We start from the raw sequence: 13470 nt of genomic DNA, 5'->3' as shown, positions 1-13470 counted from the left end.
CGATGGCGCGCACCGCTCTGGTGATCGTCGCGGTGCTGATCCTGCTGCTCGGGCTGCTCTGGATCTTCCAGCGGCGGCTCATCTACCTGCCGGACGGCACGCGGGTGCCGTCGGCGGGCCAGGTGATCCCCGGGGCGCGCGACGTCTCGTTCACGACGCGCGACGGGCTGAGGCTGGGAGCCTGGTACGTGCCCGGCGACCACGACGTGACCGTGCTGGTCGCCGGCGGCAACGCGGGCAACCGGCTGCACCGGGCGCCGCTGGCCAGGTCGCTGGCGGCGTACGGGCTGCCGGTGCTGCTCATGGACTACCGCGGCTACGGCGGCAACCCGGGCACGCCCACGGAGGAGGGCCTGCACCTCGACCTGCTCGCGGCGCGGGCTTTCCTGGGCGAGACGCGAGTCGTCTACTTCGGTGAGAGCCTGGGCGCGGCGGTGGTGAGCCGGCTGGCGGGCGAGCGGCCGCCGGCGGGGCTGGTGCTGCGTTCCCCGTTCACCGACCTGGCCGCCGCGGGACAGGTGGCCTATCCGTTCCTGCCGGTCAGGGCGCTGCTCCGTGACCGGTTCCCGGTCACGGAGCACGTCGCGCACGTACGAGTGCCGACCGTGGTCGTGTGGGGCACGGCCGACACGATCGTGCCGCCCCGGCTGAGCAGGGCCGTCGCGAAGGCGGCGGCGGGCCCCGTCACGACCGTCGAGGTGCCCGGCGCCGGGCACAACGACCTGGCCCTGCTGGCCGGCCAGGACCTCATCGGCGCCGTGGTGGAGCTGGCCGGGCAGGTCCGGCGGCGGTAGTCCCGGCGCGGCGTGCGCGCCAGGACAACCGTGCGTGCCTAGCCGGAGCAGGCGGTGCCGCCGCCCGCGTGGTAGATCATGTCCTGGTACGTGACGCTCGCCTTGATCGGCGTCTTGCTCTTCAGAGTCTGGACGGTCCCGCCGTCACGCTGGAGCTCGAAGACCGGCGTCGTGCCCGGCACCATCGGCGCCTTGAACGACACCACGCCCGCGCTGGTGACCTCCTTGGTCTTCACGTCGGAGCCCTGCTTGATGACCAGCTTGCCCGGCTCCTTGACGAAGGCCAGCAACTCAACGTCGTCGACCGGTCCGGGACCCGCCGGGATCGTGAACTTCCCGGCCGTCTGCTTGCTCGTGTCGTACGGTGCGCCGGCCTTGTGGCTGCGGTGGAAGTAGTAGAGGCCGTCGCGGACGATCGCGGGAGCCTTGCCCGTCTTGAGCCACGTCGTGTAGTACGTGTTCACGTCGGCCAGCACATTGCCGCGCACCTTGGAGGGCGCCTGCTGCGACTCGCCGTAGTCGTTCCAGGTGACGAGCTGCACCCAGTCGGCCTTGCCGTCGATCGCGGCCTTCCACGAGCCGCGCAGGGTGGTGCTGTTCTGCGCCTCCCAGTAGTGCAGCTCCTTGGACCTGGTGTCCTCGAACCCGATCGGGGCCATGTACGTCAGGCCGCGCTGGTGGGTGGCCTCGGAGGCGCGGCGGAACGCGTCCGTCACCTCGGGCCGGTTGGCTCCCCAGGAGGAGTAGCCGACGACGTGGTCGTCCCACTGGGTCTTACCGCTGCCGTTCCAGTAGTTGAACATCATCAGCAGCGAGGTCTTCATGCCCTTGGCGGACAGCTGGTCGCGTACCTTCTGCCACCAGGCGGGCGGCTGGCGGTCGCCGTGGTACGGCGCGAGCAGCACGCTGCCGTCCGGCTGCGTGTACAGCGACGGATGGCCCTTGACCAGGAGGACGTCGGAAACCACCTTCGAGACGGACGCGCCCTCCTCCGTCGGGAAGTCCGGGCTGAGCATGATCTTGAAGCCGGGGTCCACGTTCCTGGCCGCGTCCAGCAGCTCGGGCAGGTGGTTCCAGCGCTGGTCGCTGGAGGTGTGGTGCTCGTAGATGAACCCGTCGAGGCCCTGCGCGATGGCCTGGCGCACCTCCACCTCGAAGTCGAGCCTGCGCCAGTGCGACTCGGGCCGTACGGGGCGGGTCAGCGGACGGTCCCTGTGCAGGCCGCCCCGGTCCTTGTAGGTGCCGCCGGAGCCGTCGGGGTCGAGCCAGGAGGCGTACTGGTCCTTCGCGGGGTCCTTGTTGTCGATCGACAGGGGGAAGGGCGGGAAGTAGAACCCGAACGCCTTCTTGGCGGAGGAGCGCAGCGCGGAGACCGAGGGCTTGTCGAAGGGCAGCGCGGCGCAGGGCGCGGACGTGCCGGTGGTGTAGGTGACGGTCAGCTTGGGACCGCGGTCGCCCGTCTCGCGCGAGGAGAACAGGACCGTCGTCGTCTCGTCGGTCCCGGTGAGGGCGAAGGAGTAGGCGCCGTTGCCGGTGACGGCGGACGAGACGTCCAGCTCGGCCTTGCGGCCCTCGGTGAAGCCGCTGCGTGAGGCGATCGCGCCGCCGGTCTCCGGCCGGTCCTTCCAGGTGGTCCCGCTCTCCGTCCAGTCGCCGGTGACCGTGCGGGCGGACACCTTCGTGCTCGTCGTCCTGGCGGAGGTGACCGCAAGGGTGGCCTTGACGTTCGTGGCGTCGGCGGGGATGCCGGAGACCTTGAAGCGGGTGAGCGCGAGCCGCTGCGCGGAGGATGTGCCGCCGCAGGTGGCGCCGCAGACGGACATCCACGTCGCGGTGCCGAAGCTTTTGGAGGGCTCGGCCTGGCTGACGAACAGGTCGTCCGTGGCGGGGATGGTGACCGTTTCCGCCATGGCGGCGGTCTTGGCGGATAACGCGGTCGACGACGTGTGCGCGGGTAAGGAGCGCACGGGTAAGGAATGCGCGGACGCCGCCGCGGACGCCGTGCCGAGTGACAGGGCGACGGCGATCACCGCGGTGAATCCCACCCGTCGATGCTGGGTGAACATGGGCCTCCTCTGAGGTTCGTGTCAGTTGGCGATCGACAAGGTAAGGCCAACGGTGGGCGCGTCGCGATGACTTTCCTAAATGGAACGCGATAACTGTCCATAAATCACACCTGGTCAGCGCATGATCACAAGGCGCTGGACGCCCCCACCCCTGACCACCCCGATCATGGTTAGGGCCCCCTTGCCTATTCAAGACAGCCTGTAACAAAATGAGGGCACCCCGCGAACCGCTGGAGGCCCATCCCATGACCATCACCGCCGAGACGGCCGCCCCCGCGGCGCCCGCGCCGGACGGCGGCGACAAGCCCGCCCCCGGCCGCGCCGCGCTCATCGCGCTGCTCGCCCCCATCAGGCCACGGCTCATCACCGCCGCCGCGTTCCAGGTCGTGTACGCGGTCTCGGCGCTCGTCCCCTTCGTGTGCGTGGCCGAGCTGGCCCGCGTGCTGCTCAGCCCGGGAGCCGGCGGCGCCGGCCGGGTCTGGCCGATCGCCGCCCTGGCCGTCGCCGGCCTGCTGGTCAGGTTCCTCTCGTTCGGGGTCGCCGGCGCGATCACCCACTTCGCCGACGCCGACCTCCAGCTCCACCTGCGCCGCCGGATGGCCGCCCACCTGTCGCGGGTGCCGCTCGGCTGGTTCGGCGAGCGCAACTCCGGCCACGTCAAGAAGGTGCTCCAGGACGACGTCAGGGAGATGCACCACCTGGTGGCGCACGCGGCCCTCGACCTGCTCGCGGCCGTGGTGACACCCCTCGCGGCGCTGGCCTACCTGCTGTACGTCGACTGGCGGCTCACCCTCGTCGTTCTCATCCCGGTGCCGTTGTTCGCCGCCGCGTTCGCGATCATGATGCGCGGCTACGACGAGCAGATGCGGCGCTGGAGCGAGGCCAACAGCAGGATCAGCTCGGCCGTGGTCGAGTTCGTGCAGGGCATCGCCGTGATCAAGACGTTCGGCCAGACCCGGCGCTCCTACCGGCGCTTCGCCGAGGCCGCCGACGACTTCGCCGACTTCTTCGCCGCCTGGGTGCGCCCCATGCTGCGGCTCAGCGGCCTGTCCATGGCGTTCATCTCGCCGCCGGCCATGCTGCTGGTGTCGGCCGCCGGTGGGGCGGTGTTCGCCGCCAACGGCTGGATCGCGCCGGTCGACGTGCTGCCGTTCGTGCTGGTCGGCGTGGCGCTGACCGCGCCGTTCCTGGCCCTCGACATGGGCTCCATGCGGCTGAGGAGCGCGGCCGAGTCCGCGGGGCGGGTGGCCGCGCTGCTCGACACGCCGCCGCTGCCGGAGCCCGAGACCCCGACGCGCCCGATCGGCCACGCGGTCGGCTTCCGCGACGTGTCGTTCTCCTACGACGGCGCGACCCCGGTGCTGCGCAAGGTGAGCCTCTCGCTGGAGCCGGGCACCGTCACCGCGCTCGTCGGGCCGTCCGGCTCCGGCAAGTCCACGCTGGCCAAGCTGCTGCCCCGCTTCTACGACCCCGGCGAAGGAGAGATCCTGGTCGGCGGCGCCGACGTACGCGCCATCGGCTCCGCGGAGCTCTACCACCACGTCGGCTTCGTCCTCCAGGACGTGCAGCTGCTGCGCACGTCCGTGGCGGACAACATCGCGCTCGGCCGCCCGGAAGCGGAACGCGAGGAGATCGAGCGCATGGCCCGCGCCGCCCAGATCCACGACCGGATCACGGAGCTGCCGCGCGGCTACGACTCCGTGATCGGCGAGGACACCCACCTGTCGGGCGGCGAGGCCCAGCGCGTCGCGATCGCCCGCGCGCTGCTGGCCGACGCACCGATCCTAGTGCTGGACGAGGCCACCGCCTTCGCCGACCCCGAGTCGGAGTCGGCCATCCAGGACGCCCTGTCCACGCTGGTGGCCGGGCGCACGCTGCTGGTCATCGCGCACCGGCTCAGCACCATCACCGGCGCCGACCAGATCGCCGTGCTCGACGGCGGCCGGATCACCGAACGCGGCACCCACGACCAGCTGCTCGCCGCCGGCGGGCTCTACGCCCGGATGTGGGCGGCGCACGTACGCGACGACGAGCGGGATTGGACCAGGAGATGATCGGAGAGCTGGGGGCCGTGCTCGGCCAGGAACACGGCGCGCGCCTGCGCCGCAGCCTGCTCGCGATGACCGTGTACGGCGTCCTGCAGGGCCTGTCGTTCGCCATGCTGGTGCCGGTGCTGCGAGCGCTGCTGTCGGGGGAGGCGGTCGGCCCGTGGCTGGCCGCGTTCGCCGTCGTGGTCGCGGCCACCGCCGTCGCCTCCTACGTGCAGGCCCAGTACGGCTACGCGGTCGGCCTGGCCGCCCTGCGCACCCTCTACCACCGGCTCGGCGACCACGTGGCCGGGCTGCCGGTCGGCTGGTTCAGCGCCGACCGCGTCGGGCGGCTCGGCCAGCTCGTCGGCAAGGGCGTCATGGACGTCATGAGCGTGCCCGCCCACCTGCTGCAGGTCGTGGTGAGCGCGGTGGCGGCGCCCGCGACCGTGCTGGTGTGCATGTTCGTCTTCGACTGGCGGCTCGGGCTGGCGGCCCTGCTCACGGCGCCGTTCCTGTGGCTGGCGTTCCGGTGGACGCAGAGCCTGGTGCAGCGGAGCGACACCGCGATGGACGACGCGGGCGCCGAGGGGGCCGACCGGGTGGTGGAGTTCGCCAGGCAACAGCCCTCGCTGCGGGCGTTCGGGCGCACCGCGGACGGCTACGACCTGCTCGACGACGCGCTGGCGCGGCAGCGCAGCACGCTGCGCCGGCTGCTGCGCACCACGCTGCCAGGGCTGGGCACGGTCGCGCTCACCGTACAGCTCGCCTTCACCGCGATCCTCATCGTGGGCTGCTCGCTGGCGCTCGGCGGCGCGGTGGACGTACCGGAGCTGGTCGGGGTGCTGGTGCTGGCCGTGCGGTTCACCGAGCCGCTGCTCGCCGCCGCCGACGTCGGCGGCGAGCTGCGGATGGCGCGCGGCAGCCTGCGCCGGGTCAAGGCGGTGCTCGACACCCCGCCGCTGCCGGTCGCCGGCCCGGCGACCGGCCCGGCGACCGGCCCGGAGACTGGCCCGGCGACTGGCCCGGCGACTGGCAGGGCGCGGCCGGGCGAGCCGTCGATCGAGCTGGACGACGTCGGCTTCTCCTACGCCGAACGCCCCGTGCTGCGTGACGTGAGCTTCACCGTCGCACCCCGCACCGTGACCGCCCTGGTCGGTCCTTCGGGCTCCGGCAAGACCACGCTCACCCGGCTCATCGCCCGCTTCTGGGACGCCGACGCGGGTGCGGTGCGGGTGTCCGGCAACGACGTGCGCGACTACACGCCCGAAGACCTGATGGCGCAGCTGTCGATCGTGTTCCAGGACGTCTACCTGTTCGAGGGCACCCTGGAGGACAACATCAGGCTCGGCCGTCCCGAGGCCACCGACGAGGAGGTGCGCGAGGCGGGCCGGCTGGCCCGGGTCGACGAGATCGCCGAACGCCTGCCCGGCGGCTGGCAGGCCAGGATCGGCGAGGCCGGCGCGACGTTGTCGGGCGGCGAGCGGCAGCGGGTGTCCATCGCCCGCGCCATGCTGAAGGACGCCCCGATCGTGCTGCTCGACGAGGCCACGGCCGCGCTCGACCCCGAGAACGAGTCAGCCCTGATCGACGCGCTCGCCACGCTCGCCCGCGACCGCACCCTGCTGGTCATCGCGCACCGCCTGACCACGATCGCCGCCGCCGACCAGATCGTCATGCTGGAGGACGGCGCCGTCGTGGAACGCGGCACCCACCAGGAACTGCTCGATCTCGACGGCCGGTACGCTGCGTTCTGGACCGAACGCAGGCGTGCCCGCGGCTGGCGACTGACCCAGCCCGCATGAGTCCGTCGGGCGGCCCGCACCACGACGTGCTCGTGCGACGGGCGGGCAGGCGCATGGGCGACGACCGGGGAGCGTGATGGGCGGCGAGCAGACAGGCCACGGCGTCACCGGGCGGGAGTGGCGCGTACGCGGCCGCCCGCGCGGCCGTCCCCCGCGCATCACCAGGCCCGCCATCGCCGACGCCGCCCTCGCGGTCGGCTTCGACAACCTCACCCTGGCCACCGTCGCCGACCGGCTCCAGGTCGCCCACTCGGCCCTCTACCGCCACGTCGCCGACCGCGAGGAACTCGTCATGGTGGCGATCGACCGGGCCGTCGCCGCCGCCCCCTGGCCGGAGCCGGCCGGCGAGTGGCGCCCCGACCTGGAGGCGCAGGCCGCCGCGGTCTGGCGCGTGCTGGAACGGCATCCGGGGCTGGTCAAGGAGTTCCTCAGGCTCACCCGCTTCCCCGAGGAGGTGATGCGCCGCTTCGGCGCGTCGGTGCGCAGCCTGATCGGCTACGGCTTCACGGCCGAGAACGCCTTCCTCGCCGTCGACACCGTCTTCGACCTGACGATCGACGTGTTCAGCAGGGGCAAGCAGCTCGACGCGCCGACCGGCCGGGGCATCGTGCGCGACAACACGGCCGACGCCTGGGCCGAGGCGGTGGGGGCGGAGGTGGCTCCCATCATGCGGCGCGCGCTCACCGACCCGGCCGCGACGTGGTTCGACCGCAAGCTGGAACTGGTGCTCGACGGCGTCGCCGCGAGCCTCGCGCCCAGGAGCGGCTGATGCGTCTTTTCAGGCGCCGGAAGTGGCCGCGCCTCGACCTCTACTCGCCCGGCGGCCGGGGCGACATCAAGAAGCCGTCCCTGGCCGACTATGACAGGCTCGCGCGGACCGCCCGCGATCAGGGCCGGTCCGCCGTCGGCCGGCCGGGCTGGATGTCCGAGCACCGCGGCCGGATCCGGTCCCTGTTCGCGGTGGTCTTCGGCACCGAAGGGTCGGGGGTGTACCGCTGCCTGGTCACCGTTGTCCTGGACGACGGCTCGGGAGGCAGCTTCACCCTCGACGTGTCCCGCGGGGACTACGACGCCCTGCCCGACGTCACCCCGGAGGAACTGGTGGAGATGGCGCACCTGCACCTGCTGCACATGCCGCCGATCGAGCTCGACCCCGGCCAGCGGGAGACATGGGAGCACCCCGAGTAGCGGGTCAGGGTGACGCGGGGAGCAGGGACCGCAGCTCGGTGACCGCGTGGTCGCGGTGGACGTTGAGGGTGGCGACCGCCTCGTCGGCGGCGCGGCGGCGGAGGGCGTCGAGCGTGGCCCGGTGCTCCTTGACCACCCGCTCGCGGTTGCCGCCGTCGCCGTAGTACATCGACCGGTAGGCGTCCGTCGAGTCCCACAACGTCCTGATCAGCCGGGCCAGCCGGGGCATGCCCGCGCAGTCGAACAACGTCATGTGGAACACCCGGTTGGCCGTGGCCATGGCGAGCACGTCACCCGCCGCCGCGGCCCGTTCGACGTCGCCCTGGACGGCCTCCAGCCGGTCGAGGTCGGCGTCGGTGAGACGAACCACGGCCCGCCGCACGGCCTCCTCCTCCAGCAGCTCCCGGATGCGGTAGACCTCGCGCAGGTCGTCGAGCGAGAGCGTCGCGACGCAGTAGCCCTTGTGCGCCTGGTGGGTGACCAGGCCCTCGCCCTCCAGCGTCTTGAGCGCCTCGCGCAGCGGCACCCGGCTGACCTGGAGCTCCTCCGCCAGCGCGTCCTGCCTGATGGGGGCGCCGGGGCGCAGGCGGCCGGTCGTGATGGCGCGGCGCAACTCGGCCAGCACGAACTGCTGGGCCGTCGGTGGCCTCCGCCCTGCCCCGTCCGGATTCACGGCCCCAATATCTCACGAACCCAGGCGTCGTCCTGCCCGAGCTCCGGCGGCGGCCGGCGGTAGGAGGGCGGGGTGGCGCTGAGGCGTACGGGGGACGCGACCTGGCCGGCCCCGTCGAGCCGTACGGACGGCTCCAGGCCCAGCTCCTCGGCGAGGGCGAACGCGGTGGCCAGGTCGTTGATCGGGCCGCAGGGCACCCCGGCGGCCGTGAGCAACTCGAACCACTCGTCCGCCGGACGTTCGCCCAGGGCGTCGTCGAGCGCGGCGACGAGCTCGTCGCGGGCGGCGACCCTGCCCGCGTTGGTGGCGTACCGGGGGTCCGCGGCCAGGCCGGGACGGTCGAGCACCGCGCAGAGCGCCTGGAACTGGCGGTCGTTCCCGGCCGCGATCACCAGCGGGCGGTCGGCGGCCTGGAACACCTCGTACGGGACGATGCTGGGATGCCGGTTGCCCATGGCCTTCGGCACCACGCCGGCGGCGGCGTAGGCGGAGGAGTGGTTGGTCAGGGCCGACAGGAGGGAGGAGAGCAACGACACCTCGACCCGCTGCCCGCTTCCGGTGAGGTGGCCCCCTTCGCCGGTGTGGTCGCGGTGGCGGAGGGCGGCGAGGATGCCGAGGGCGGCGTGCAGGCCGGTGATGACGTCCACCAGGGCCACGCCCGCCTTGGTGCCGGGCCCGTCCGGCTCTCCCGTGACGCTCATCAAGCCGCCCACGGCCTGCGCGATCAGGTCGTACCCCGGCAGCCCGGCCCCCGCGCCCGACCCGAACCCGGTGATCGAGCAGTACACCAGCCCGGGATTGAGCGCCCGCAGCGCGTCATGGCCGAGCCCGAGCCGGTCCATCGTGCCCGGCCTGAAGTTCTCGACCAGCACGTCGGCCCGCACGGCCAGCGCCCGCGCCACCTGGAGGTCCGCCTCGTCCCTGAGGTCGAGGGCGATCGAGCGTTTGTTGCGGTTGACGCCGAGGAAGTACGTCGCCTGCCCGCCGGGCGCGTACGGCGGCCCCCAGGCGCGGGTGTCGTCCCCCGTGCCCGGCCGCTCCACCTTGACGACCTCCGCGCCCAGGTCGGCCAGCAGCATCGTGGCGTAGGGGCCGGCCAGGACGCGGCTGAAGTCGGCCACCAGCAGCCCGGACAGCGCCCCTCCGCTCACGCCGGCGCCCCGAGGTAGACGGTCACCGTCCGGGTGAAGAAGTCCCTGGCCGCCCGTCCCTGCTCCTTGGGCCCGAAGCCGCTCTGCTTGAGCCCGCCGAACGGCACGTGCGGGAACGTCCCCGCCGACTCGGAGTTGATGTGCAGCACGCCGACCTCCACCCGGTCCACGGCGGACAGCGCGACGCCCAGGTCGCGGGTGAAGATCGCGGCCGACAGCCCGTGGTCGCTGAGGTTCGCCAGGCCGAGCGCCTCCTCCGCGCCGGACGCGCGTACGGCTCCGACGACGGGCCCGAACAGTTCGCTGCGCCAGAAGTCCACGCCGGTGCCCGGCAGGTCGAGCACGGTCGGCGGCGCGAACCATCCCTCGCCGGGGTGCGGTTCCGCGCCGGCCAGCGGCCTCGCGCCCTCGCCGACGGCCCGGGTCACGCCGTCGTTCACCCGGTCGCGGGCGGCCGCGCTGACGAGGGGGCCCATGTCGACGCCGGTTTCCATGGGGTCGCCGACGACCAGCCGCGCGGCGCGTTCGGCCACCCGGTCGAGCAGGTCGTCGGCCACGAGGGAGTCGACGATGAGCCGCGAGGTGGCCGTGCACTTCTGCCCGGTGGACCGGAACGCGCCCAGGCACACCTGCTCGGCGGCGTGGTCGAGGTCGGCGTCGGCGAGCACGATGGAGGCGTTCTTGCCGCCCATCTCCGTCTGCAGGGGTTTGCCGAGTTCGCCGCAGCGGGCGATGACCGCCCGGCCGACCGCCGTGGAGCCGGTGAACGACACGGCGTCCACGCCGGGGTGGCCGACGATGGCGGAGCCCGCGGCGGCCTCGCCGTACACGAGGTTGAGGACGCCGTCGGGCAGGCCGGCCTCGGTCAGCGCCCGCGCCAGCCGGTAGGCGAGCAGCGGCACCAGCGAGGATGGCTTCCACACGACGGTGTTGCCGTGGCTGAGCGCGGGGCCGATCTTCCAGGCGGGGATGGCGATGGGGAAGTTGAACGGCGTGATGAGGCCGGCGACGCCGATCGGCCTGCGGACGACGAGCACGTTCTCGCCGGGGCGCGGGGAGGCGTAGACCTCACCGTTCTCCCGGTCGGCCTCGGCGGCGTGGTAGCGCAGGATGCGGGCCGCGCCGCGCACTTCGGCGACCGCCTCGGGCAGCGTCTTGCCCTCCTCGCGGGCCAGTTCGGCGCCCCACGCGTCGGCGGCGGCGTCCACGAGGCCGGCGGCGGCGGTGAGCACGGCGGCGCGGGTGTGGTGGGGGGTGGCCGCCCAGCCGGGTGCGGCTCTCCTGGCTGCGGCCACCGCGCGCTCGACCTCGGAGCCGGAGACGAAGCGCCCGTGTGCCACCACTTCGCCCGGTCGCGCCGGGTTGGTGTCGGCGAACTCCACGCCGTCCCCCTCGACCCAGCGGCCGTCGATGAGATTCAGAACGTCCATGGTCAACGCACCCTAACCGTGGCATATTGGATTTTCAATATTGGATCCAAAATATGGAGAGGTCATGATCGCACCCACCGAGCTGTTCGCCCTCGACACGCTGCTGACCGAGGAGGAACGCGAGATCAGGACCACGGTCAGGCGCGTCTGCGACCGGGAGATCAGGCCGCACGTCGCCCGCTGGTTCGAGGACGGGGAACTGCCCGCGCGCGAGCTGGCGCGCACGCTGGGCTCGGTCGGCGTGCTCGGCATGCACCTCGACGGCTACGGCTGCGCGGGCATGGGCGCGGTGTCGTACGGGCTGGCCTGCCTGGAGCTTGAGGCGGCCGACTCCGGGCTGCGCAGCCTGGTGTCGGTGCAGGGGTCGCTGGCCATGTACGCGATCTGGAAGTACGGCAGCGAGGACCAGAAGCAGGAGTGGCTGCCCGCGATGGCGGCCGGGGAGCGCATCGGCTGCTTCGGCCTGACCGAGCCCGACTTCGGCTCCGACCCCTCGGGCATGCGCACCACGGCCAAGCGCGAGGGCGGCGACTGGGTGCTGAACGGCACCAAGATGTGGATCACCAACGGCTCCGTGTCGGACGTCGCGGTGGTCTGGGCCCGCACCGACGAGGGCGTCAGGGGTTTCCTGGTCCCCGCGGGCACGCCCGGCTTCACCCTGAACGACGTCAAGCACAAGATCTCGCTGCGCGCCAGCGTGACCAGCGAGCTGGTGCTCGACGGCGTGCGACTGCCGGCCGAGGCGATGCTGCCGGGCGCCAGAGGCCTGTCCGGGCCGCTGGGCTGCCTGAACGAGGCGCGGTTCGGGATCGTGTTCGGCTCGATGGGGGCCGCGCTCGACTGCCTGGAGACCACGCTCGCGTACGCGGGCGACCGCGAGGTGTTCGCCAGGCCGCTCGCCTCCTTCCAGCTCACCCAGGAGAAGCTCGCCGACATGGCGCTGGAGCTGGGCAAGGGCCTGCTGCTCGCGGTGCACCTCGGGCGGCTGAAGGAGGCCGGCACGCTCACCCCCGAGCAGGTGAGCGCCGGCAAGCTGAACAACGTGCGCGAGGCCCTGGAGATCGCCAGGAAGTGCCGCACGCTGCTCGGAGCGAACGGCGTCACCCTCGAATACCCGGTGATCAGGCACTCCGTGAACCTGGAGTCCGTGCTGACCTACGAGGGCACGTCGGAGATCCACACGCTGGTGCTCGGGAAGGCGCTCACCGGGATCGGCGCGTTCAGCTGACGGGCCGGTGGTCAGAACGTCTGCCAGGTCGCCTCGGTGACCCGGCAGGGCCCGCCCTGGTGCACCCGCAGCCGCCCCGCCGTCAGGTCGAGCGCGATCGTGGCCAGCGTCTCCCAGCGCTGGTCGATCGGCTGCGACAGGTCGGGATGGGCGCACACGGGCGCGCCCTGCGGCTCGTGGCTGAGCATGGCGAGCGCACGTTCGGTGAGGTCGTCGCCGCCGAGCTCAACGGCGTGGTCGCGCAGGTGCCGCAGGCGGGCGTAGGTGCCGGGCCGCTTCGTGGCGTGCCGCTCCCCCTCGGCCAGCGCCGGGTCGAGGAAGTGGTTGCAGTGCATCAGGACCCCGCCGGAGTCCGGCGGAACGACCGCGACGCCGGCCGGCGAGATCTCGATCGCGCCCGCGCCCGCGCCGGTCACGGCGGTGATGACGGTGGAGGCCGAGACCGTGGCCGAACGGGCGATCGCGGCGGCCTCCTCGACGGTGGCCGCCTCCTCCAGGATGCGGCGAGCGATCAGGTGCACGGGCACGCCCACCTCGGCGGTGTCGGCGTCGTGGCGCAGGATGTTGAAGTGCACGCCCAGGCCCGCCGTGTTCACCCCGATCTTGGCCAGCGCCCCCGCCTCGGTGAACGTGCGCACGACGTGCCCCGGGCGGGGCTCCAGCTCCCACAACATGGGGGCGTCGCGCAGGTGGTCGTGCCAGTCCCAGGTCTGCACCGTACGCGGCGGCAGGCCGGGACCCGGCAGCACGACGGAGGTCGAGCACTCCCCCTCGCCGCTCGCGTGGACGGCGGCCAGGATCTCGGTCCTGGCGTTGACCACGGCGACCTGCCACGGCTCCAACCCGGCCCCTGACGCGATCCCGGCCATCTCGTCGGCCAGCCGGGGCGCCCACGCGGCGCTGCGGTCGAGCGCCTGCTCGCCCCACGCGCGGACCTGCTCGGGGGTGGCGCCCGCGACCTTGAACAGGTCGGTGTAGCCATCGAGGTTGGCGGCGATGGCCGCGCGGCGGCGGGACCCGAGCTCCTCGCCGCGTGCGTGGGGTTCGCTCTGGCTTGACGTAAAAGTAGGAAATGTCATGATCTGACCCTCAACCCTGTCCCTCCGCC

11 protein-coding genes are annotated in these 13470 nt (G+C 72.7%); 6 read left to right on the top strand and 5 right to left on the bottom strand.

The genetic code is table 11. The annotated features are described in order from the left end of the window. The first annotated feature begins 2 nt into the window (after positions 1 to 2). Positions 3 to 794, top strand: coding sequence for an alpha/beta hydrolase (locus tag E1267_RS22395; RefSeq protein ID WP_132334593.1), 792 nt, complete (start codon positions 3 to 5; stop codon positions 792 to 794). A 38-nt stretch (positions 795 to 832) separates the two neighbouring features. Here the strand turns inward: E1267_RS22395 and E1267_RS22390 are convergent, their stop codons facing one another. Further along, positions 833 to 2860 (bottom strand): glycoside hydrolase family 71 protein, encoded by a 2028-nt coding sequence (locus E1267_RS22390; protein ID WP_132334563.1) that lies wholly within the window; start codon positions 2858 to 2860, stop codon positions 833 to 835. Between the two features lie 209 nt (positions 2861 to 3069). Between E1267_RS22390 and E1267_RS22385 the strand changes: the two genes are divergently transcribed. The 4 genes from E1267_RS22385 (at position 3070) to E1267_RS22370 (ending at position 7880) form a co-directional block, all read left to right on the top strand. Then, positions 3070 to 4914 carry an ABC transporter ATP-binding protein gene (locus tag E1267_RS22385; protein ID WP_220449612.1) on the top strand — a complete coding sequence of 615 codons (1845 nt, stop codon included), beginning with the start codon at positions 3070 to 3072 and terminating at the stop codon, positions 4912 to 4914. After that, entirely contained in the window at positions 4911 to 6692 is a 1782-nt protein-coding gene (locus E1267_RS22380; protein WP_132334561.1) for an ABC transporter ATP-binding protein, read from the top strand. Before E1267_RS22385 ends, E1267_RS22380 begins: the two co-directional genes overlap by 4 nt. Before the next feature lie 76 nt (positions 6693 to 6768). After that, on the top strand, positions 6769 to 7461 hold the full coding sequence (locus tag E1267_RS22375; protein WP_132334559.1) for a TetR/AcrR family transcriptional regulator: 693 nt from the start codon (positions 6769 to 6771) through the stop codon (positions 7459 to 7461). After that, a complete protein-coding gene (locus E1267_RS22370; RefSeq protein ID WP_132334557.1) occupies positions 7461 to 7880 on the top strand; it encodes a hypothetical protein in 420 nt (139 codons plus the stop codon). Before E1267_RS22375 ends, E1267_RS22370 begins: the two co-directional genes overlap by 1 nt. Before the next feature lie 4 nt (positions 7881 to 7884). Here the strand turns inward: E1267_RS22370 and E1267_RS22365 are convergent, their stop codons facing one another. The 3 genes from E1267_RS22365 to E1267_RS22355 are packed head-to-tail and all read right to left on the bottom strand — an operon-like array spanning position 7885 to position 11134. Then, a complete protein-coding gene (locus tag E1267_RS22365; protein ID WP_132334555.1) occupies positions 7885 to 8553 on the bottom strand; it encodes a GntR family transcriptional regulator in 669 nt (222 codons plus the stop codon). After that, positions 8550 to 9704: a CaiB/BaiF CoA transferase family protein gene (locus E1267_RS22360; RefSeq protein WP_132334553.1), complete on the bottom strand. Its 1155-nt coding sequence runs from the start codon at positions 9702 to 9704 to the stop codon at positions 8550 to 8552. The genes E1267_RS22365 and E1267_RS22360 overlap by 4 nt, the downstream gene beginning before the upstream one ends. Then, positions 9701 to 11134 carry an aldehyde dehydrogenase family protein gene (locus E1267_RS22355; protein WP_220449611.1) on the bottom strand — a complete coding sequence of 478 codons (1434 nt, stop codon included), beginning with the start codon at positions 11132 to 11134 and terminating at the stop codon, positions 9701 to 9703. Before E1267_RS22355 ends, E1267_RS22360 begins: the two co-directional genes overlap by 4 nt. A gap of 64 nt (positions 11135 to 11198) precedes the next feature. On the opposite strand from E1267_RS22355, the gene E1267_RS22350 reads away from it, so the two are divergent. Further along, positions 11199 to 12362 carry an acyl-CoA dehydrogenase family protein gene (locus E1267_RS22350; RefSeq protein WP_132334549.1) on the top strand — a complete coding sequence of 388 codons (1164 nt, stop codon included), beginning with the start codon at positions 11199 to 11201 and terminating at the stop codon, positions 12360 to 12362. 11 nt (positions 12363 to 12373) lie between these two features. Here the strand turns inward: E1267_RS22350 and E1267_RS22345 are convergent, their stop codons facing one another. Next, positions 12374 to 13441, bottom strand: a complete 1068-nt coding sequence (locus E1267_RS22345) for a C45 family autoproteolytic acyltransferase/hydrolase (protein ID WP_132334547.1) — start codon at positions 13439 to 13441, stop codon at positions 12374 to 12376. Positions 13442 to 13470 lie beyond the last annotated feature (29 nt).

The sequence above is a fragment of the Nonomuraea longispora genome, from assembly GCF_004348345.1.
Classification (GTDB): domain Bacteria; phylum Actinomycetota; class Actinomycetes; order Streptosporangiales; family Streptosporangiaceae; genus Nonomuraea; species Nonomuraea longispora.
This window is presented reverse-complemented; position numbering and strand designations above follow the sequence as displayed.

Excerpts from the sequence above, each read along its gene's own strand:
- E1267_RS22370 (WP_132334557.1), top strand. The coding sequence starts at position 7,461 with ATGCGTCTTTTCAGGCGCCGGAAGTGGCCGCGCCTCGACCTCTACTCG.
- E1267_RS22385 (WP_220449612.1), top strand. The coding sequence starts at position 3,070 with ATGAGGGCACCCCGCGAACCGCTGGAGGCCCATCCCATGACCATCACC.
- E1267_RS22345 (WP_132334547.1), bottom strand. The coding sequence starts at position 13,441 with ATGACATTTCCTACTTTTACGTCAAGCCAGAGCGAACCCCACGCACGC.
- E1267_RS22350 (WP_132334549.1), top strand. The coding sequence starts at position 11,199 with ATGATCGCACCCACCGAGCTGTTCGCCCTCGACACGCTGCTGACCGAG.
- E1267_RS22375 (WP_132334559.1), top strand. The coding sequence starts at position 6,769 with ATGGGCGGCGAGCAGACAGGCCACGGCGTCACCGGGCGGGAGTGGCGC.
- E1267_RS22395 (WP_132334593.1), top strand. The coding sequence starts at position 3 with ATGGCGCGCACCGCTCTGGTGATCGTCGCGGTGCTGATCCTGCTGCTC.
- E1267_RS22355 (WP_220449611.1), bottom strand. The coding sequence starts at position 11,134 with ATGGACGTTCTGAATCTCATCGACGGCCGCTGGGTCGAGGGGGACGGC.
- E1267_RS22380 (WP_132334561.1), top strand. The coding sequence starts at position 4,911 with ATGATCGGAGAGCTGGGGGCCGTGCTCGGCCAGGAACACGGCGCGCGC.
- E1267_RS22390 (WP_132334563.1), bottom strand. The coding sequence starts at position 2,860 with ATGTTCACCCAGCATCGACGGGTGGGATTCACCGCGGTGATCGCCGTC.